Annotated in this window: 16 protein-coding genes and 1 pseudogene; 7 read left to right on the top strand and 10 right to left on the bottom strand. The window is 71.1% G+C overall.

Annotation, left to right across the window (positions count from 1 at the left end; all coding sequences use genetic code 11):
* Positions 1-24 precede the first annotated feature (24 nt).
* Complete coding sequence (locus ACFVXH_RS01565) at positions 25-1017, bottom strand: Lrp/AsnC family transcriptional regulator (RefSeq protein ID WP_387819556.1); 993 nt, start codon at positions 1015-1017, stop codon at positions 25-27.
* A 205-nt stretch (positions 1018-1222) separates the two neighbouring features.
* Here ACFVXH_RS01565 and ACFVXH_RS01560 point away from each other — a divergent pair, with 205 nt between their 5' ends.
* Complete coding sequence (locus ACFVXH_RS01560; protein WP_387819876.1) at positions 1223-2803, top strand: MFS transporter; 1581 nt, start codon at positions 1223-1225, stop codon at positions 2801-2803.
* A 75-nt stretch (positions 2804-2878) separates the two neighbouring features.
* Here the strand turns inward: ACFVXH_RS01560 and tgmC are convergent, their stop codons facing one another.
* The 5 genes and pseudogenes from tgmC to ACFVXH_RS01535 all read right to left on the bottom strand — a co-directional run bounded on the left by tgmC (position 2879) and on the right by ACFVXH_RS01535 (position 6430).
* The gene (gene tgmC, locus ACFVXH_RS01555) at positions 2879-4021 is read right to left on the bottom strand and encodes an ATP-grasp peptide maturase system methyltransferase (protein WP_387819554.1); all 1143 of its coding nucleotides are present in this window, start codon (positions 4019-4021) and stop codon (positions 2879-2881) included.
* A pseudogene (tgmB, locus tag ACFVXH_RS01550) lies at positions 4018-4984 on the bottom strand (ATP-grasp ribosomal peptide maturase). Before tgmB ends, tgmC begins: the two are co-directional and overlap by 4 nt.
* Positions 4984-5256, bottom strand: coding sequence for a putative ATP-grasp-modified RiPP (gene tgmA, locus ACFVXH_RS01545; RefSeq protein WP_387819552.1), 273 nt, complete (start codon positions 5254-5256; stop codon positions 4984-4986). The pseudogene tgmB and the gene tgmA overlap by 1 nt, the downstream one beginning before the upstream one ends.
* Positions 5257-5393: 137 nt before the next feature.
* Positions 5394-5996, bottom strand: a complete 603-nt coding sequence (locus tag ACFVXH_RS01540; protein WP_387819550.1) for a hypothetical protein — start codon at positions 5994-5996, stop codon at positions 5394-5396.
* A 14-nt stretch (positions 5997-6010) separates the two neighbouring features.
* Positions 6011-6430 (bottom strand): ATP-binding protein, encoded by a 420-nt coding sequence (locus ACFVXH_RS01535; RefSeq protein WP_387819548.1) that lies wholly within the window; start codon positions 6428-6430, stop codon positions 6011-6013.
* A 292-nt stretch (positions 6431-6722) separates the two neighbouring features.
* On the opposite strand from ACFVXH_RS01535, the gene ACFVXH_RS01530 reads away from it, so the two are divergent.
* From ACFVXH_RS01530 to ACFVXH_RS01520, 3 genes are all read left to right on the top strand, one after another.
* A complete protein-coding gene (locus tag ACFVXH_RS01530; protein ID WP_387819546.1) occupies positions 6723-7601 on the top strand; it encodes a glycosyltransferase family 2 protein in 879 nt (292 codons plus the stop codon).
* A 480-nt stretch (positions 7602-8081) separates the two neighbouring features.
* Positions 8082-8912: a Scr1 family TA system antitoxin-like transcriptional regulator gene (locus ACFVXH_RS01525; protein ID WP_387819544.1), complete on the top strand. Its 831-nt coding sequence runs from the start codon at positions 8082-8084 to the stop codon at positions 8910-8912.
* The gene (locus ACFVXH_RS01520) at positions 8893-9105 is read left to right on the top strand and encodes a DUF397 domain-containing protein (RefSeq protein WP_387819542.1); all 213 of its coding nucleotides are present in this window, start codon (positions 8893-8895) and stop codon (positions 9103-9105) included. Before ACFVXH_RS01525 ends, ACFVXH_RS01520 begins: the two co-directional genes overlap by 20 nt.
* A 297-nt stretch (positions 9106-9402) precedes the next feature.
* Here ACFVXH_RS01520 and ACFVXH_RS01515 read toward each other — a convergent pair whose 3' ends face one another.
* A complete protein-coding gene (locus ACFVXH_RS01515; RefSeq protein WP_387819540.1) occupies positions 9403-10602 on the bottom strand; it encodes a helix-turn-helix domain-containing protein in 1200 nt (399 codons plus the stop codon).
* A 297-nt stretch (positions 10603-10899) separates the two neighbouring features.
* On the opposite strand from ACFVXH_RS01515, the gene ACFVXH_RS01510 reads away from it, so the two are divergent.
* Positions 10900-11352 carry an NUDIX hydrolase gene (locus tag ACFVXH_RS01510; RefSeq protein WP_387819874.1) on the top strand — a complete coding sequence of 151 codons (453 nt, stop codon included), beginning with the start codon at positions 10900-10902 and terminating at the stop codon, positions 11350-11352.
* Between the two features lie 207 nt (positions 11353-11559).
* Here the strand turns inward: ACFVXH_RS01510 and ACFVXH_RS01505 are convergent, their stop codons facing one another.
* Positions 11560-12228: an HAD family hydrolase gene (locus ACFVXH_RS01505; RefSeq protein ID WP_387819538.1), complete on the bottom strand. Its 669-nt coding sequence runs from the start codon at positions 12226-12228 to the stop codon at positions 11560-11562.
* Between the two features lie 231 nt (positions 12229-12459).
* On the opposite strand from ACFVXH_RS01505, the gene ACFVXH_RS01500 reads away from it, so the two are divergent.
* Entirely contained in the window at positions 12460-13659 is a 1200-nt protein-coding gene (locus ACFVXH_RS01500) for an XRE family transcriptional regulator (RefSeq protein ID WP_387819536.1), read from the top strand.
* A gap of 45 nt (positions 13660-13704) precedes the next feature.
* Here ACFVXH_RS01500 and hrpB read toward each other — a convergent pair whose 3' ends face one another.
* Both hrpB and ACFVXH_RS01490 read right to left on the bottom strand, forming a co-directional pair.
* Complete coding sequence (hrpB, locus tag ACFVXH_RS01495; protein WP_387819534.1) at positions 13705-16212, bottom strand: ATP-dependent helicase HrpB; 2508 nt, start codon at positions 16210-16212, stop codon at positions 13705-13707.
* 11 nt (positions 16213-16223) lie between these two features.
* Entirely contained in the window at positions 16224-17099 is an 876-nt protein-coding gene (locus ACFVXH_RS01490) for a class I SAM-dependent methyltransferase (RefSeq protein ID WP_387819532.1), read from the bottom strand.
* A gap of 414 nt (positions 17100-17513) precedes the next feature.
* Here ACFVXH_RS01490 and rpsA point away from each other — a divergent pair, with 414 nt between their 5' ends.
* On the top strand, positions 17514-19004 hold the full coding sequence (gene rpsA / locus ACFVXH_RS01485; RefSeq protein WP_049653883.1) for a 30S ribosomal protein S1: 1491 nt from the start codon (positions 17514-17516) through the stop codon (positions 19002-19004).
* The last annotated feature ends 193 nt before the right edge of the window (positions 19005-19197 follow it).

Raw genomic sequence — 19197 nt, 5'->3', positions numbered from 1 at the left:
GGCCCGTTCCTCGGCGCGCCCGCGTCAGCCCAGCGGGGGGTGGATCAGCCGTCCGTGGTGGATCAGGGACACGGACTGCTTGAGGCGGCGGACGCGGATGCTGATCTCGTAGCCCCTGATGCCCTCGATGCGGGCCAGGCGGCCGCTGAGGTAGCGGTAGAAGTCGGGGGTGTCCCGGCAGATGACGACGGCCATGAGGTTGTGCCTGCCACTGGTCGCCGCGACGAAGGCGCATTCGTCGTGCCGGCCGAGCTCCTCGCCGATCCGGTCGAGTCCGGGCAGGTCGACCTGGAGCCAGAGGACGGCGTTGAGCTCGTAGCCGAGGCGCTCCGGCAGGATGTCGATGCCGTAGGCGAGGGAGCCGGAGGCCTCCAGGGCCTCCAGCCGGCGGGCGACCCGGGGCGTGGACCAGCCGGTGACCTCCGCCAGGCGGGTGTGGGAGGCGCGGCCGTCCTCCGCCAGGGCCTCGAAGAGCGGGAGGTCCTCGTCGGCCGGGGCGAGCGGCGGCCCGGCGGCCACGGGGCGCTCCGCCGTCAGCAGTCGCACCTGCTCGTCGGTCAGGGCGCGCTCCCCGCCGGCCCAGCCGACCGCGTCCGGGGCGCCGAACGCGTGGAGGAGGAGGTCGACGCTCATGTCGAGGACCGAGGCGGCGCGCGGGAGCTGCCGCAGCAGGACGTCGTCGCGCCCGGTGCCGGCGGCCGAGCGGATGGTGCAGATGATCTCCGACCCGCCGGAGGCGATGCTGGCGTAGCCGACCTCGGGCCTGCGGGCCAGGGAGTCGGCGACGGGCCCCACGGCCTCCGGGCGGCAGCGCAGCCGCGCGACCCACTCCGCCTGCCCGTGGGCGGACGGGCTCCGCTGCCCGATGACGCGCAGGATCCCGCCGCGCCGCAGCGCGTTGTAGCGGCGGGCCACGGTCTGTTCGGACACCCCCACGACCTCGCCGAGGCGGCGGAAGGAGACCCGGGGGGCGCTGTAGAGCCCGTGGATGATTTTGCGGTCCAGATCGTCAGGCACGGAGGAATCCTGACACAGGGGCGGGCCAGAACGGAGGTTCCGGTACGTCTGCCGGGATCGCTTGGGGATTCCCCGCCCGTGGGGCCGAAGCTTTGCGGTGCCCCCAGCAACCGGTGCCCGAGCGGCATCCCGCAGTCGAAGGAACCACCCCGTGAACTCCGCAACGGTGCAGCGCCCCGTGGCCGGACGAGGCGTCACGCTCGTCATGGCCTGCCTGGGCGTCTTCGTCGCCTACCTTCCCGTGACCACCGTGTCCGTGAGCCTGCCGGCGCTCCAGCGGGTGCTGGGCGCCTCGACCTCCCAACTGTCCTGGGTCTCGGACGCGTTCGTGCTGCCGATGGCCGCGCTGATCCTGACCACCGGGGTGTGGGGCGACGTCCACGGCCGCAAGCGGGTGTTCCAGGCGGGCATGGCCTTCTGCGCCCTGGGCGCGGCCGTCTCGCTGACCGCGGACTCGGTGCAGTCGCTGTGGGTCGGGCAGGCGGCCTCCGGACTGGGTGCGGCGGCCCTGCTGCCCACCACGCTGGCCCTGATCAGCCACGCCGTCCCCGACCACCGGGAGCGCGGGAGGTTCATCGGCCTGTGGGCGATGTCCATGCTGGCCTCGCTGGCCATGGGACCGCTGATCGCCGGGCTGCTGCAGCAGCACGTCCAGGTGCGCTGGATCTTCCTCCTGCCGATCCCGGTGTCCCTGGTCGTCCTGGTCGTCGCGGCCTTCCTGCTGCCCGACTCCCGGGCGCCGCACGGCCGGCGGCTCGACTGGCCCGGGCAGATCAGCGCGGCCGTCACGGTCACCGCCGTCGTCTACGGCGTGATCGAGGGCGGCGCCGACGGCTTCGGCACGCCCTCCGTGGTGGCGGCCCTGGTGATCGGCGCCGTCAGCGCGGTCGCGTTCGTCCTCGTGGAGCGCCGCAGCGACAGCCCGATGCTCGACCTGGCCCTGTTCCGCAGCCCCGCCTTCGCCGCCACGTCACTGGTCGCCATGATCAGCTTCCTGGGGCTGATCGGCTTCTTCTTCGTCCTGAGCCTGTACTTCGGCCTGGTGCAGCACCTGAGCACGTGGGAGGCCGGACTGCGGATGGTCCTGGTGTCCGGGACGTCCCTGGTCGCGGGCGTCCCGGTCGGACGGCTGATGCACCGGGTCTCCCCCCGGGTCATGATCACCACCGGTCTGGTGGTGATGGCGGGCTCGCTGCTGTCGCTGACCGGCGTCGACGCGGCCACCTCGTACGGGTCGCTCGCCTGGCGCCTGGTCCTGCTCGGCCTCGGCATCGGCGCCGTCCTCACCCCGATGACGGCCTCCGCGGTCTCCTCCGTACCGCACCACCTGGCCGGCATGGCCGCGGCGGGCAACAACGCCTTCCGCCAGCTCGGCGGCGCCCTCGGCCCCGCCGTCCTCGGCACCCTGCTCACCACCCGCGCCCTCGACGCCCTGCCCGGCCGCCTCACCGACGCCGGCGTGCCCACGGAGACCGGCGGCCACGTCCTCGCCGTCGCCCGGGAACAGGGCCTCGGCGCCGTCGCCGGGCTCGACCTCGGCCCCGCCACCAGGCCGGCCCTGAGCGCGCTCAGCGGCTCCTTCCTCGACGGCCTCCAGCTCTGCCTGGTCGTGTCGGCCTCGCTCGCCCTGCTGGCCGCCCTCGCCTGCGCCGTCCTCCTGCGGCCCGCCGCGCCCGCCGCGCCCGGCCGCCCTGGCACCGGGGCCCCGGCGCCGCGGACCGCCGCCGGCCCCGTCCTCGTCACCGCGGGCAGCGCGTCCACCCAGGGGCCGCAGCGCACCCCGTGACAGCGGGTGGCGCGGACCGCCCCAACCCGCGCACGGGTCGGGGCGGCGGGCTGCGTCCGATCCGAAGGGGCCGGGTCAGATCGGCAGGTTCCAGCCCGGGCCGTCGTGGCTGCCGAGCCAGACGCGTTGGCCGGCTGCCGAGACCGTGATGCCGAAGGCGTCCTGGGGCGGCTCGCCCGCGCTCTGCCAGGCCTCGATGGCGGTCTCCACCTGGTCCCACAGGTGGAGCGGTCCGCGCTGGACGACGGTCCAGCCGCCTGCCGGATCGGGTACGGTCCGGGCCTGCGATCCGGTGGCCACGTCCGAGAGGATCTGCCGACCGCCCGCCCCCATCCGTTCCGCTGAGGGTGCCGCGAGCTGTGCGACCCAGCTTCCGGTCCAGGTATCGAGCTTCGCGGGGTCGATGCGGCTCGCGCGTTCCTCGCCGGGGAGCAGGGCAAGGGCCGGACGGGGTGGCCGGTCGTGGGGGCGGGCGATCATGAAGCTGGTGTGGCCGGGCAGGAACCTGCCGGTGGCCTCGCCCGGGGCGGTCACGTCGAGCAGCGCCAGGGCGTTGGCGTAGCCCCACCCGGAGAAGGTGACCAGGATCCGGCCGCCCGGCTTCACCTGGTGGAGCCAGGCCGTCGGCAGGTACCGGACCGAGCACGTCGCGATCAGCCGGTCGAACGAGCCGCCGTCCGGGTCCCCGCCGAGGCCGTCGCCGGTGACGAGGCGCGGGGCGTAGCCGGCGGCCTTGACGGCCGCGGCCGCGCGTTCGGCGACCCGGGGGTCGCACTCGATGCTGGTGATGGCTCCGTCGCCGAGGCGGTGAGCCCCGAGGGCGGTCGAATAGCCGGTCCCGGTGCCGACTTCGAGCACCCGGTGGCCGGCGTCCGCGCCGAGCCGCTGCCACATGGCCAGCACGAGCGAGGGCAGCGTCGATGACGACGAGGGTGCCCCGGACACCGGCTGCTCCCCGGCCTCCTCCGGGCATGTGCGACCGTCGAGTTGGGTGACGAGGGTCTGGTCGGCGTAGACCCCCTCCAGGTATCCGGGGTCGCCATGGCGCACGGCCCGGTAGCCGGTGGGGGCGCTCCCGTCGATCGGGACGAAGTAGCCGCAGACGAACAGCTCACGCGGTACAGCGGTGGCGGCGTCGATCCACGCGGGGTCGGTGAGCGTGCCGTTCCCGGTGAGCTGGTCGACGAGGGCTGCGCGAAGGATGTCGGACGTGGTCATTCGTGGTGACCTCTTTCCAGTTGGTCGGCGATCGTGTGCGCGATCCGATGGGTGGTCCCGGCCGGCTGCCACGCCCACTGCCCGTTCGGGTTGCACTCCAGGAAGGACCACGTGCCGTCAGTGGTGACGGCGAAGTCGAATGCCCCGAAAACCAGTTGGAAGGCGGCGAGGTAGCGGGTGATGGCCTCGGCGACCGGGGCGGGGACGTCGATCGGGCTGCAACGCATTCGGTCCTGGCGGTGTCGCCAGTCGAGGTCCGGGCTGTCGATGCGGGTGCCGAAGAGCCGGTTTCCGACAGCGGTCACCCGGGTGTCGAACGCCTTGGGAACCCTGGCCTGGAACAGGTGCGGACACGCTGTCACGGCCTCGGTGATGTCCTGGCCGCGGACTTCGTGCACCCAGACGGCCTGTGCCTGCCCGTCGACCGAGTACGGGGTGTTCCACAGGGGCTTGTAGACCGTTCCGGCGACGTGGTCGGCGGCGAAACTCCGTGCCTCGTGATCGTCGTCGGTGATCAGGGTGTCGGGCACCCGGAATCCGCAGCGCTGCGCGGTGGCGAGCTGAGCCGGCTTGTACTCCGCTGCCCGGTTGAGCCACGGGTGGTTCACGTAGTGCGCCTCGGGAAGTGAGGCCAGGATGCCGCCCGCCCCCCAGAACGCCTGTGAGGCGGCGAACCGGCGGTCCTGCCCGGCGAGGTCGGGCGGCCCCTCGAAGGGGGACGGTCGGCGGGACCCAGACCGATCGAACAGCCGTGAGGTCGAGCTCGCGGCTCGACGTGCGCAGGATGCCCCGCTGAGCACCGGTGCCGTACACGGCCGTCAGCGAGGCACCCGCGTGCAGGTCGGTGCCGGGATCGAGACGGACCACCGGTACCCGGCGCTCGGCGAGCACCCGCAGGACCACATCCGCTGTCACGTCGGAGGAGTTGGTCAGCACCAGCACCGACCTGCTTCGGTTGTCCATCAGCCGGAACTCTGGTCCTGGTCGTAGGACTCGGTCACGTCGCTGTCCGTGGCCCCGCCCGGCTTGGCCCCGTCACCGGGACTCGTGTGGGTGGGCGTGAGACCGCTGGTGCTGGTGCCGTGGTTCCCCAGCTCGACCGTTCGGCCGTTCTCGTCCACGATGACGGCGATCTGCGTCTCGGGGTCGATCACGGGCGTGAACGACAGGAGCGTGGCGGTGGCCGGGTAGGGCCCCATCCTGCTGGTGCCCCACGGTGCGGGCGTCTGCGTCATGCGTTTCTCCTGGTGGTGGTCCGGATCGTGTCGTTGCGGTCCCGTCCCGGCGGGGAGGGGAGTGTCAGGCCCGGGAGGGGCTCTGGCCAGGGCTCGGCGGGACTCGGGACACTGGAGATACCGAGGGGGCGGAAGGCTCATCGGACGCTCGCCTCGGGCGGCGAGGAGTGGGAAGTCGGTGGGGTCGACTTCTGGTGCTTGGCGGCTTGGGCACGGCAGTGGGTGAGGGCGTAGGCGATGCGGGTGTCGGGGTGGGTGGTGGTGAGGAGATCGCCGGTGGTGGTGAGGGTGGTCCAGTAGAGGGTGGGGTTGCCGGCGCGGGGGAGGGGGTGGGTGGTGGTGAGGGAGAGGTAGGCGGTGGTGAGGTTGCCGGTGGTGAACCAGCGCTGGAGGCCGTGGTGGTGGCCGGGGCGGAGGCTGCCGTGGGCGTCGATGGCGGTGAGGAGGTGGTCGACGATGGTGAGTTCGGTGTCGGTGAGGGACTTGGGGATGTCGAAGACGCCGAGGGCTTCGAGGAGTTCGCCGGTGTCGGTCTCGGTGCCGGGGGTGGGGTCGGTGAGGAGGGCGTCGTAGCAGTCGGCCAGGCGTCGGGTGGTTTCGGCGAGGGGGATGGTGAGGGCGAGGCAGACGGCGCGGGCGGAGGGGAGGGGCTCGCGGGTGCGGCGGGCGAGGAGGGCGTAGGTGTCGGCGGGGGTCCGGCCACGGGAGAGGGCGTGGCGGGCCAGGGTCGTGAGGTGCATGGGGGTTGGGTCTTTCAGGCGGTGGTGGCGGGGGCGATGTGGGCCCAGACGAACTTGCCGATGCCGCAGGGGCGCGGGGTGCAGCCCCAGCGTTCGGCGAGCTCGTTGACGAGGTAGAGCCCGCGCCCGTGCTCGTCGGAGGGCGCGGCGGTGCGGAGGGACGGGCGGCCGCTGCCGGCGTCGTGGACCTCCAGCCGGAGGCGGGAGTTGACGAGGGTGAAGCGGACTTCGATGTGACGGTCGTCGGGGGCGTCGGAGTGCTGGACGGCGTTGGCGAAGAGTTCGCCGAGGAGCAGTTCGGCGGTGTCGCGGTAGCGGTCTCCCGAGGGCAGCCCGGAGAGGTAGGCCCGGAGCAAGTACCGTGCCAGGGGCGTGGATTCGGTGCGGGAGTCGAGCCGGGCGGCGAACGCGCGGGGGCGGCGGGACGTGGGCATGGGGATACCTCGGAAGGGGCGTGCGAATGGGGGGAGCGCCATGGATTGGGCGCGCTTGAGGTGACCTCGCTCTGATGCCGGGAGCGATGCCATGAATGAAGTCGGCACCCTCCCTACGGGCGAATCAGAGGCTTTTGGGCGCCAGTGGGAGTGGGGGCTGTGGGAGGGTGACCGGGACATCCGGGCTGGTGGCCCGGGAGCCGGTCCGTCTCGGCTGCCACGCGCACCGACGCGTCCCCGAGGAACGGCGCCGGCGAGATCGGCAAGGGTCTCTCATGTTGGGGTCGGTGTTATGGGTGTCACGCTGGGCGTGGTGGTGCTGACGATGGGAAACCGGCCTGCGGAGCTGGCGGCTCTGCTGGACTCGGTGCGGGCCCAGGACGGCGGCAGTGACGGCGTGCGGACCGTGGTGCTCGGGCAGGGCGTGGAGCTGCCCGAACTGCCGGACTGGGTGGATGCCGTGGAACTGCCCGAGAATCTGGGCATCCCTGGCGGCCGCGCCGCGGGCGCCGAGCGGCTGCGCGAGCTGGGCGGTACGGACGTGCTGGTCGTCCTGGACGACGACGGCCTGTTGCCCCGCACGGACACCTTCAGGCTGGTCCGGGAAGCCTTCGAGCAGGACCCGGGGCTCGGGATCGTGTCCTTCCGCATCGCGGATGAGACCGGGTTCACCCAGCGCCGGCACGTCCCCCGCCTCGGCGCCAGTGACCCGATGCGGTCCGGGCCGGTGACCACGTTCCTGGGCGGTGGCCACGCCATCCGGATGAGCGTGATCGACCAGGTCGGGCTGTTCCCCGGCGCGTTCTTCTACGCCCACGAGGAGACCGACTTCGCCTGGCGCGCCCTGGACGCGGGCTGGCGCATCGACTACCGCGCCGACATGGTGCTCCAGCACCCCCGAACCGACCCGGCCCGGCACGCCACCTACTACCGGCTGACGGCCCGCAACCGGGTCTGGCTGGCCAAGCGCCACCTGCCGGCCAGCCTGGTGCCGGTCTACCTCACCTCCTGGGCGGCGTACACGGCGGTCCGCCGGCCGCCGTTGTCCGGTCTCAAGGCGTGGTGGTCCGGCTTCTTCGAGGGCGTGCGCACGCCCTGTCCGCCGCGTCGGCCGATGCGGTGGAAAACGGTGTGGCGGATGGCGAAGTTGGGCCGGCCGCCGGTGTTCTGACAGATGGCCAGGCGCGGCAAGGGCCAGTTGGAGGAGGGCGTCGTTGGCGTGCTGTACGTCCGTGCCGGTCATGGTCAAGTAGCAGGGCAGGGGCAGTTGCAGGGCCGCGATGTGGTCGGCGACGGGCAGGTGGCGGTCCAGGCGGCGGTCGCCGGAGGGGAGGCCGGAGAGGTACGCGCGGAGCAGGTAGCGCGCCAGGGGCGTGGACTCGATGCAGGAGTCGAGGCACGCGGCGAACATGCGGGGGCGACGAGCAGTGGGCATGGGGGAGCACCTCAAGGGGCGGAGGGGCGTGTGAAGGGTGTGAGGTCTGACCAGCTCGGTCGGCTTCGAGCGGTGTCCTTCGGTGTCTGCTGGGGCTCGCACATCACGGCGTCAATCCGTTCCGTAGTGATGCGACTACCCAGGGCACTCACTGTGGCCTAGCATTGACCATGTGGCTTCAACTTCTCAAATCAGAAGGGAGAGTTGCTAGCGATCATGAACCGGAAGGAACTTGACCCTGACTCCTCGCCCACCGCGAAGTTCGGCGTGCTTCTTCGTCAGGCCAGAGAGGCGAGGGGCTGGACGCAGGAACACCTGGGTGGCCTCGCCGGGTACTCTTCCGTCCACATCTCCGCCGTCGAAACTGGGCGGAAACCTCCAACCAGTGGATTCGTGAAGAGAATTGATGGGGCATTCGGAACAGATCAGTTCGAACGGGAGTGGCGTCAGGCCGGACAGAGGGTTCTGTTCGAGGGTTTCGACCAGTACGCGGCCAAAGAGCGGGAGTCCGTAGCCATTCGGATCTTCGAACTGGACATGGTGCCCGGCATACTCCAGCACCCGGACTACAGTGCGGCGTACGAGATGGCGCCGGTCCGGCGCGGTGAAGCCACACAGGAACAGGCGGACAAGCGGCTGCGGGTTCTGGCCGGACGTCAGCGCTTGCTCGACCGTCCTGCGACGGTCCATGTGGTCCTCGACGAGGCGGTTCTACGGCGCCAGATCGGCGGACCGGATGTCATGAGCCGCCAGCTGCAACACCTGGAGGACTTGGCGGCACGGCCCCACATCATCCTCCAGGTCGCCCCGTTCACGCTTGGCGAGTCGCGCCCCTTCTCGCACTCGGTCACCTTGCTGACCCTGCCCACTCGCACGATGGTCGGCTACACCGAAACGCTCGGACGAGGCCTTCTGGAACGGGACTCTGAGGTCGTGGCCAGATGGGCCGCCCAGTACGATCGGCTTCAGGTCGACGCCCTGACCCGGCCGGAGAGCGTAACCATGATCCGGGAGGCACGGAAGGATTATGAACGGCATGCACGGTGACCATCCGACTGACGCCGCGTGGCGAAAGAGCTCCTACAGCAACGGGCAAGGCGGGTGTGTCGAGGTCGATGACTTGAGCCCCGGAAGGGTGCGCGATTCCAAGGATCCTCATGGTCCTGCGCTGGTCTTCCGGTCGGACGCGTGGCAGTCGTTCGTGACCGCCGTCCGCTCCGGAGAGTTCGGCGACGTCTGACGCGTCCTGTGAACCGCCTCGGACCCCACTACCCGCAGATGGGTAGTGGGGTCTTCCGTTGCTACGTCCAGGCGTTGGCGCGGTGGGTGGGTACGGCTGTCGTCGGGTCTTCGGGCCTTGGGGAAAAGTGGTGGCGCGGTCGGTGGGCCAAACTGGCAGGGACTGGTGGACACCTGCCGGGATGCTCCGAAACGACGGCATTGATATTCGGGTCGGGCGGGGTCGTGGTGGGAGCGGGGCGTTGCCTCTCTCGGATCCGTACCTGCTCCGGGTCCTGCAGGTTGTATCGGTGCGGTGTCAGTGGGTGAACGGGTTGATGCCGAGGATGCAGCCGAGCTTCCGGAGGCGGGTGGTGCGGGCATGGCCGACGCGTTGCATGATTGCCCCGGGAAGGGCCTGGTGGCGGGCCCAGCCGGGGTGTGCGTTGCACACCTGGAGCAGGGTGTCCAGGGCGGCGTCGTACTGGCGGGTGTCGACCTGGGCGAGGGCGACGTCCAAGGCGAGCCGATTGCGGGCGGCCTGCGGCAGCGGGGACAGGTCGCCGAGGTTGCGGGCGAGCGCCAGGGCCTTGCCGGGATCGCCCATGACGGTGTGGATGCCGATGGCCTGCGTGGTGACTGTGGTCGGCCCGTAGCTGGTGCCGTTGACCATCACATCGCGGCCCATACGGGCGGCAACCGTTTGTCCCTGGGCGAGCAGATCCTGGGCACGGTCGGTGTCTCCGCGGCGGGAGGCAATGACGGCGGCGAAGGTAACGTGCCAGCCGTAGGTGGCCAGCCTCTCCAGATCCCTTTCCGCATAGTGCGGTTCGATCGACGCGAACGCGTCCTCGGCGGTGGTGGTGGCCTGGTCGAGGCGGGCATCACGCATGTAGAGCCAGGACCGGCCGCAGTCCACCATGGCGGCCCGCAGCGGGTCGGCGGCCTTGTGGACGTGGTGGCGGGCGTGGCCGATCGCCGCGTAGGCCAGGTCTCGGGCGCCGTGGAACTGGGCGGTGTAGGAGGCGAGTCGGTAGGCGTCGGCGAGGAGGCCATGAGCGGCGCACTGCTCGCCGTCCGGGGCGGAGCGCAGGAGGGCCGCGGCCTCGGTGATGGCCGGGGCGGCGAGGCTGCCGGCCTGGGTGTAGTCCCCGGCCCGGTAGTCCGCCCATGCCCGAGCGAGATCGGCGCGCAGCGCTGCGGCGGCGGGCGGTTCGACGTCGGTTCCGACCCCTGCGGCGGTGTCGTGCACGGTGCGGGACAGCCCTCGCAGCATGGCCCTGTCGCCGATTAGCGAGGCCCTTCGGGGTGCCTGTTGTCCAAGGATCACCGACACGTCCGCATGCAGTGCGGCGGACAGTTTGAGCAGTGACGGCAGGCCGATGCTGCCGCCCTCCTTCTCGGCCTTGCGAACGGTCGGCACGGACACCCCGGCGGCCTCGGCGAGTTCTTCCTGGGTCATGCCTGCCCGCAGCATCTTGATGCGCTGGCCGGTGGAGTAGTCGGACCACTGCGTCATGGGAGCCTCCGAAGGTGAGCGGCCTCAGAACGGACCGTACCCCCGCCACTCCGCTCCCGGTGCCGGAACGACCTGGCTGTCAGCCGTGTTGGCGGCAGCTCTGAGAGTGCCTGGGCTTCGAGGACAGTAGTGATGCCGAGCGCTTCGACGGCAACATGATCGTGACGTTACCGCTGCTCGTCAGGATCGGCCGCGACGCCTGGATGGCGCATCTACGGTGAGCTCAGGACGACGGTGTGTCCGATCGCTGTGGTCGACGAGGCCACCTCGCCACTCGCCATAGTCCTTCAGGGCTCTATCCTCCTGCACATGAGCAACGGTGCCGGGAAGACGCCGCTCCACTCGGTGTCGGTCGCCGGAGTGGTGGTGCGCGAGGACGGCTGCGTGCTGGCGATTCGTCGGGCTGACAACGGAACTTGGGAACCCCCGGGTGGCGTGCTGGAACTGGGCGAGGCCATCGAGGATGGCGTGCGCCGCGAGGTCTACGAGGAGACCGGGGTCAAGGTCGGCGTGGAGCGGCTGACCGGCGTCTACAAGAACGTGAGCCGAGGGATCGTCGCCCTCGTCCTTCGCTGCCGACCGGAGAGCGAGGCGACGCGGCTCTCGGAGGAGTCGGTCGAGGTCGCTTGGCTCTCGCCGGCAGAGGTCTCCGAACGCATGGCCGAGGTCTATGCCGTACGCGTCCTGGACGGGCTTCGGGACGACGCTGTGCCGAGCGTCCGGGCCCATGACGGTCGGCACCTGCTGTGACAAGCCAGGCAGCGGAGGTAGTGGACCATGTCCAGGTGTGTCTTCGAGGGCGCCCCGGACGCTCCGCGGTGGACTCACTGGTCTTGGCCGCTTTCGTGGTCGTCCCGACATCCGCAAGCGGTTGGCCGACTGGCGCTCCGGGTCGGTCCTCGTGGTGCGCCAGCCACCATTCGTTGTTCGGCCGCAGGTCCATCGCGCTGTGAAGGATCAGAGCAGGGCGGGGAGACCGAGAAGGGCTGCGATGCGGGCGGCGTTGCCGGGTGTGCCGTCGACGAGGACGGTGGTGATGCCGAGGGCTTCGGCCGGGGGCAGGTTCCTCGGGTGGTCGTCCACGAACAGGCAGGCCTCGCCGGGCAGTTCGAGTCGGTCCAGGATGAGCTGATAGATCGCCGGATCGGGCTTGGCGACACCCTCCCGCTCGGAGATCACCGTCGCATCGAACAACTCCCATACGCCCAGGGCCTCGTACGGGTCGTACGGGTCCAGGCCGAAGGAGTTGGACAGCATTGCGACCTTGAGGCCGGCCCGCCGGGCCGAGCGGGCGAGCGCGATCATGTCGTCGGCGGGCCGGACGCCGGACCACGCCCGGCCCATCAGGTTCTCGTGCTCCGGCACGCCGAGGATGGGAGCCACCCGCCGGTTCCACTCCGCCTGGCTCAGCCGTCCGGCTTCGAGCTCGGTGTACAGGCGGCCGGCTTCCGGCTCGTAACCGAGCGTCTGCCGCCACGCCCCGGCGTCGAGGCCCTGGGCGAGGCACCACTCGCCGTGTGCGGGGCCGGCATTGGCGGTCAGTACGCCGACGAAGTCCAGGATCAGAGCTGCGAAGGGGAGTCCGGTCTTGCCGGGACGGGTGACGGTCGGGGCGGTCAGTGCCATCTGGGTGTCGTCCTCCGGGTGAGTGGCCTCCTCGGGACCGTACCCGCCGCCGGGCAGCGGGATGGCACTGTATCCGGCTGTCGGACAGGCAGCCGGAGCGGAACGGTCAGGACGCCTCCGCCGGTATCCCGTTCACCGAGCAGGGGTGTCCTACAGTTCATCGGAACAGAGCCCATGGTGCCGCCGGGCGCGGCACGCTTGGCTCCTGCCTGGAAGTACCGAAGGAGCATCGTGCCCAGCGCGCCCGTGGCAGATGACCAACCCGCCCCGTTCGCCAGTGTCGAGCAGTGGCGCCGGGTGCGCGGCTTCCTGAACGACCAGCGTTACGCGTTGACCGGCCGGCTGCTGGTAGAGAGCACGCCCGGGAGTCTCATCCCGGGGACACCCCTTCTGGCTCGACAGCACTGGATTCCGGAACGGCCGGTGCCGCTGGAGCACGTTCGGCTGGGCTGGAATCCAGACGCGCCCGCAGCATCTTTGAATGGCGGTGAGCCTGAGCTTGATCAGATCAGGCCGTGCCGGGAGGACGGGACGGTCTATCGCACCTACGCGGACGCGGTCCGGGATCTCGCCAAGCCGAGGCTGTTCGAGAACCGAAACTGCTATCGCCTGCTCACTGTTGAGGAATCAGCCACCGGCCCGAGACTGACCTTCGGCCGGGGCCGGTACTTCGACGTGATCAACATCTGCGAGGCTGCCGCGCACGAGTACGCTGCGGCAGCCCTGGCGAGCCCGGACAAGCCGGTGGATCCTGCGGCAACGCCCTTCCGCGTGTCCATCGCCGATCCGACCGACCTCCTGCATCGACCCGTCATGGCGGCAACGAGCACGCTCACCATCCGGAACGATCGGGCAAGCGGCGAGGCCGAGTTCGTGCTGCACTGGCGCGACCCCGAGAAGGTTGCCAGCGGTGGAGGCCTCTACCAGGTCATGCCGGTCGGAATGTTCCAGGCGTCACACGACGCACCATGGAACGAGGAGAACGACTTCGATCTCTGGCGGGCGATCCTCAGGGAGCTGAGCGAGGAACTGCTCGGTGGCACCGAGGACTACGGAAGCGACAGGGCGCCCATCGACTACGCGGCCTGGCCGCTCAACCAGACGCTCACCACTGCTCGCGAAGACGGGAGGCTGCGGGTCTTCTGGCTGGGCCTCGGTATGGATCCGCTGACGTACGTCACGGACATGCTGACCGTCGCCGTGTTCGACGCCGACCTGTTCGATGAGACGTTCCAGCGGATCGTCTCCACCAATGATGAAGGCCATCGGGTCGGACCGGAGGACGCGACCGGGTGCTCGGTCGGGATCCCCTTCACCGCTGAGCAGGTGGATCGCCTCACAGGCACTGAACCGATGCAGCCTGCCGGTGCGGCCCTTCTGCGGCTTGCCTGGCAGCACCGGGAGGCCCTGCTGGGAGAGTCCTTCCGATAAGCCTGTAACCGGTGCCGGGAAGGTGGGGGCGGGCGTCCTCCTCTCCTACTGCTTCCGGGCGTTGAGGCGGCGGGTGGGTTCGGCTGTCGTCGGGTCCTCGGGCCAGGGGTGGCGGGGGTAGCGGCCCCTGAGGTCTGCTCGGACGGCGCGGTAGCCCTCGCGCCAGAAGCTTTCCAGATCACCGGTGACGGCGGCTGGGCGGCCGGCGGGGGAGAGGAGGTGGATGGTCAACGGTATCCGGCCACCGGCCAGGGCGGGCGTCTTGGTCCAGCCGAAGAGTTCTTGCAACTTGACTGCCAGCACTGGCCGTTCGGTCGTGTAGTCGACTCGTATCTTCGAGCCGGACGGGACGGTGATGCGCTCGGGGGCCAGCTCGTCCAGGCGGCCGGCTTCTCCGGTCGCCCACGGGAGGAGGCGTTGGAGGGCGGCCGTCGTGTCGATCCTCGCGAGGTCGGTGCGGCGGCGGGCGCGGGACAACTCGGGCTCCAGCCACTCGTCGGCGCGGGCGAGGAGGGCCTCGTCGCTGACATCGGGCCAGGGGGTGCCGATGGCGCTGTGGAGGAAGGCGAGGCGCTCGCGGAGGCCGGAGCGGAACGTCAGCAGGGTGCTGACGCCCTCGCGGCCGAGGCCTTCGAGGAGGGCGCCCCGGACGAGGGACTGGTCGGGCCGGTCTAGGGGCTTCTCGGCCAGCTCAATGGCGCCCAGCGACTCCACCCGGCGGGAGACGACCTCGCCCCGCCGGGTGTCCCAGTGGACCTCTTCGCGTGAAGTGACCAGCGCCGCCCCGGCGGTCAGGGCGGTCGCCTCGTCCAGCGCCGCGGCGTGCAGGATGCGCGCCGAGTGCGACCCCGCCGGGCGGTCGGCGACCGCGACGGCGAGCCAGGGCAGGGCGCCGAGCGCCGTGCCGGGGGCGAGTTCGGCGGCCGTGCCGGAGGCCATCAGGTACGGGCTGCGCTCGCCGGGGGCGGGCCGTTCGACGCGGGCGCGGGCGATCCGCTCCGGGAAGGCGAGGGCGACGACGAGTCCGGCGGCGGCCGCGTCGGGCAGGTCGGTGGCGGGTTCGTCGGAGGTGGCGCGGAGCAGGCGGCGGACCTCCTCGCGCCAGCGGCCGGCGTACGGGTCCTTCGCGGACCGTACGGACCGCCAGACCGCGCCGAGGTCGTCGCCCAGTGCCCGCGGCGGCTCCTCGGAGAGCAGCGCGACGACCTCGGCGGCCCGCCGCGCGCCGACCGCCGCCGCCCCGTCGACCAGGGCGCGCCCCAGCCGGGGGTGCAGCCCCGTACGGGCAAGGCGCACCCCGCGCGGTGTGGCCCGTCCGTCCGGGGAGACCGCGCCGAGGGCGGTCAGGGTCTGCCGGGCGGCGGCCATCGCTCCGGCGGGCGGGGCGTCAGGCAGGGCGAGGCCGGTGGCGTCCGGGTCGCCCCAGCAGGCGGCCTGGAGGGCGAAGGGGGTGAGGTCGGCGAGCGCGATCTCGGGGGTGGGGAAGCGGGCGGCGAGGGCGTCCTCGGCCTCGTTCCAGCAGCGGTAGACGGTGCCGGGGGCCTCGCGCCCGGCGCGGCCGGCGCGTTGGCGGGCGGCGGCGAGCGAGGCGCGGACGGTGACCAGTCCGGCGAGGCCGCGGGCGTGGTCGGTGCGCGGTTCGCGGGCGAGCCCGGCGTCGACCACGGTCCGGACGCCGGGCACGGTGAGCGAGGACTCGGCGACGGCGGTGGTGAGGACGACGCGGCGGCGCTCTCCACGTGAGAGCGCGGCGTCCTGGACGTCCTGCGGGGCGCGGCCGTGCAGTTGGAGGACATCGACAGAAGGCAGGCCGGCCAACTGCCCGGCGACCCTGGCGATCTCGCCGACGCCGGGCAGGAAGCAGAGCACGTCCCCGTCCCGCTCGCCCAGCGCTCGCCGTACCGTCGCCGCGACGTGGTCGAGCAGCGCCGGGTCGACCCGGGTGCCGTGGGCGGGCCGGACGGCGCGCGGCGGCGGCGCCCAGACCACCTCGACCGGGTGGGAGGTCCCGTGCGCCTCCACCACCGGGGCGCCGCCGAGGAGTTCGGCCCAGGCCTCGGTGTCGGAGGTGGCCGAGGCGCAGACCAGGCGCAGTTCGGGCCGCAGTGCCGCCCGGACGTCCAGCAGGAAGGCGAGCGCGGTGTCGGCGTCGAGGTGCCGTTCGTGGCACTCGTCCAGGACGACGACGTCCACGCCGGGCAACTCCTGGTCGCGCTGCAGCCGTTGCAGCAGCACGCCGGTGGTGACCACCTCGACCACCGTGTCCGGACCGGTGCGTCGCTCGCCGCGCACCGTGTACCCGACCTCGCGGCCCACGGACGAGCCGAGCAGCCAGGCCATCCGCCGCGCGGCGGCCCGTACGGCGAGCCGGCGCGGTTCGGCGACCAGCACCCGGCGTACGGGCCGGCCGTCGGCGAGCAGTCCGGCCAGGGCGAGCGGCACCAGGGTGGTCTTGCCGGTGCCGGGCGGCGCGGCGAGGACGGCGGTGCCGGGCCCGTCCAGTGCCTCGTGCAGGGCGGGCAGGGCGGTGCGGACGGGAAGGTCGTGCCACACGGGAGGCAAGGTCAGCCCCGTTCGGCGACGAAGATCGCGGTCCCGGGGATCAGCCGCCCGCGCAGCGGGGACCAGCCGCCCCACTCCTGCTCCAGGCCGGCCGGCCACTCGGGCTCGACCAGGTCGACCAGCCGGAAGCCGGCGACGACGAGTTCGCGGACCCGGTCGCCGATAGTGCGGTGGTGCTCGACGTAGGTGGCGCGGCCCTGCTCGTCCTGCTCGACGTAGGGGGTGCGGTCGAAGTAGGAGGAGGTCGCGGTGAGGCCCTCGACGCCGGGCTCGTCCGGGAAGGCCCAGCGGATCGGGTGGGTCACCGAGAACACCCAGCGCCCGCCGGGCCGCAGGACCCGGTGGACCTCGCGCATCAGGGCGGCGGTGTCGGCGCTGAACGGGACGGCGCCGTAGGCGGAGCAGGCGAGGTCGAAGGAGGCGTCGGCGAAGGGGAGGACGGCGGCGTCGGCCTGGACGACGGCGACGGGCGTGGTGCCGCGGCCGAGGTCGATCCGGCGGGAGTGCTGGAGCTGGCGGTAGGAGATGTCGAGGGCGACCGGCCGGGCGTCCCGGGCGGCCAGCCAGCGGGAGCACTGGGCGGCGCCGGCGCCGATCTCCAGCACGTCGCGGCCGGCGACGTCGCCGAGCAGGCGGGCGTCGGCCTCGTCCAGGCCCTCGGGGCACCAGGTGAAGCGGTCGTCGCCGAGGAACTCGCCGTGCTCGTCCTGGTACTCGTCGGCGTTGCGGTCCCACCAGTGCCGGCTGGCCCGGCTGCTCTCCCCGGTGCCGGCCGCGCGGCGCACCGCGTCGTCGCCCTCTTCCTCGACCCGCGCGGCGGAGGTGTCAAGATCGTGCAGGTCTGCTTGGGGGGTGGTGGCCACGGTGACAATGCCCATCGCGTAGGGTATGGAGTGCGGAAGCGCCGCTGCCGCGAACCGGCCCGTCAGGGTCCGGATCCTGGCGGTGGCATCCGGGGACGTGGCCCCTTCGGGCGCCGCCGCGAGGCGCGCATTCGGAGGATATGGCCTGATCCGTACCGGGCTCCACCGTCTTGCCGTCCTTCGGCATTGACCGTGCCTGGCCGTCCCCGTATGCTACAAGTTGCGCTGCGGGCCTGCGCGCCTCGGACGGAGCAGGTCGCGCTCGCATCTGTCGAAGACCCCACGGTCGCAAGACGGACGCCGGTTCTCGTTGTTACGGGACCACCGGTGTGCCGTGTTCTTGGCTGTCCGGCTTTCGGTGGGAGCGATACGGGCCCTCCGCGTGGCATTACCTACGACTTTCATGTCCGTACCGGAGCCCTTTTCCTAATGACGAGCCCCACCGACTCCTCCCTCAGCACCACCCCGCAGGTCGCGGTCAACGACATCGGCGACGCGGAGGCCTTCCTCGCCGCCATCGACGAGACCATCAAGTACTTCAACGATGGCGACATCGTCGAGGGCGTCATCGTGAAGGTCGACCGTGACGAGGTCCTCCTCGACATCGGTTACAAGACCGAGGGCGTCATCCCGTCCCGCGAGCTCTCGATCAAGCACGACGTTGACCCGCACGAGGTCGTCGCCGTCGGTGACAACATCGAGGCCCTGGTTCTCCAGAAGGAGGACAAGGAGGGTCGTCTCATCCTGTCCAAGAAGCGCGCTCAGTACGAGCGTGCCTGGGGCACGATCGAGAAGATCAAGGAAGAGGACGGCATCGTCACTGGTACCGTCATCGAGGTCGTCAAGGGTGGTCTCATCCTCGACATCGGCCTCCGTGGCTTCCTTCCGGCCTCGCTCGTCGAGATGCGCCGCGTCCGCGACCTCCAGCCCTACGTGGGCAAGGAGCTCGAGGCCAAGATCATCGAGCTGGACAAGAACCGCAACAACGTGGTCCTGTCCCGCCGTGCCTGGCTGGAGCAGACCCAGAGCGAGGTCCGCCAGACCTTCCTCACCACCCTGCAGAAGGGCCAGGTGCGCTCCGGCGTCGTCTCCTCGATCGTCAACTTCGGTGCCTTCGTGGACCTGGGTGGCGTCGACGGCCTGGTGCACGTCTCCGAGCTGTCCTGGAAGCACATCGACCACCCGTCCGAGGTTGTCGAGGTCGGCCAGGAGGTCACCGTCGAGGTTCTCGACGTTGACATGGACCGCGAGCGCGTCTCCCTGTCGCTGAAGGCGACCCAGGAGGACCCGTGGCAGCAGTTCGCCCGTACCCACCAGATCGGCCAGGTCGTTCCGGGTAAGGTCACCAAGCTGGTTCCGTTCGGTGCGTTCGTCCGCGTGGACGAGGGCATCGAGGGTCTGGTCCACATCTCCGAGCTGGCCGAGCGCCACGTCGAGATCCCGGAGCAGGTCGTCCAGGTCGGCGACGAGATCTTCGTCAAGGTCATCGACATCGACCTCGAGCGTCGCCGCATCAGCCTGTCGCTCAAGCAGGCCAACGAGGCCCTGGGTGCCAACCCGGCCGAGGTCGAGTTCGACCCGACCCTGTACGGCATGGCCGCCTCGTACGACGACCAGGGCAACTACATCTACCCGGAGGGCTTCGACCCCGAGGCGAACGACTGGCTGCCCGGCTTTGAGAAGCAGCGCGAGGAGTGGGAGCGCCAGTACGCCGAGGCGCAGTCGCGCTTCGAGCAGCACCAGGCGCAGGTCATCAAGAGCCGCGAGGCCGACGCCCAGGCCGCCGAGGAGGGTGGCGACGCCGTCGCCGCTGCCGCCGGTGGTTCCTACTCGTCCAGCAGCGACGAGGGCTCGGGCGCCCTGGCCTCCGACGAGGCCCTGGCCGCTCTGCGCGAGAAGCTGGCCGGCGGCCAGAGCTGAGGCTCTCGCTTCCCGCTAGCCGATAGCTAGACGGTGGGCCCCACCCGGATTTCCGGGTGGGGCCCATTTGTTTTTCCCATGCGCTTTCCATCATTTGCTTTTCGCTATGACTTATCACGCCCTGACTTATGTGTGGTTTATGTGAAGGAAAGTGTGAGATGGGGCTCATTGCCCATCTATAGGCCGTAGTTCG

Origin of the sequence: Kitasatospora sp. NPDC058184 (assembly GCF_042883725.1) — a bacterium.
In the GTDB taxonomy this organism is placed as follows: domain Bacteria; phylum Actinomycetota; class Actinomycetes; order Streptomycetales; family Streptomycetaceae; genus Kitasatospora.
The sequence above is the reverse complement of the archived record's forward strand: the minus strand, read 5'-3'. Positions and strand labels throughout refer to the sequence as shown.

Coding starts and splice junctions, on each gene's coding strand:
- ACFVXH_RS01490 (WP_387819532.1), bottom strand. CDS start 17,099: ATGGGCATTGTCACCGTGGCCACCACCCCCCAAGCAGACCTGCACGAT.
- ACFVXH_RS01560 (WP_387819876.1), top strand. CDS start 1,223: ATGGCCTGCCTGGGCGTCTTCGTCGCCTACCTTCCCGTGACCACCGTG.
- tgmA (WP_387819552.1), bottom strand. CDS start 5,256: ATGACGCAGACGCCCGCACCGTGGGGCACCAGCAGGATGGGGCCCTAC.
- ACFVXH_RS01520 (WP_387819542.1), top strand. CDS start 8,893: ATGAACGGCATGCACGGTGACCATCCGACTGACGCCGCGTGGCGAAAG.
- tgmC (WP_387819554.1), bottom strand. CDS start 4,021: ATGACCACGTCCGACATCCTTCGCGCAGCCCTCGTCGACCAGCTCACC.
- rpsA (WP_049653883.1), top strand. CDS start 17,514: ATGACGAGCCCCACCGACTCCTCCCTCAGCACCACCCCGCAGGTCGCG.
- ACFVXH_RS01535 (WP_387819548.1), bottom strand. CDS start 6,430: ATGCCCACGTCCCGCCGCCCCCGCGCGTTCGCCGCCCGGCTCGACTCC.
- ACFVXH_RS01530 (WP_387819546.1), top strand. CDS start 6,723: ATGGGTGTCACGCTGGGCGTGGTGGTGCTGACGATGGGAAACCGGCCT.
- ACFVXH_RS01540 (WP_387819550.1), bottom strand. CDS start 5,996: ATGCACCTCACGACCCTGGCCCGCCACGCCCTCTCCCGTGGCCGGACC.
- ACFVXH_RS01505 (WP_387819538.1), bottom strand. CDS start 12,228: ATGGCACTGACCGCCCCGACCGTCACCCGTCCCGGCAAGACCGGACTC.
- ACFVXH_RS01515 (WP_387819540.1), bottom strand. CDS start 10,602: ATGACGCAGTGGTCCGACTACTCCACCGGCCAGCGCATCAAGATGCTG.
- ACFVXH_RS01525 (WP_387819544.1), top strand. CDS start 8,082: ATGAACCGGAAGGAACTTGACCCTGACTCCTCGCCCACCGCGAAGTTC.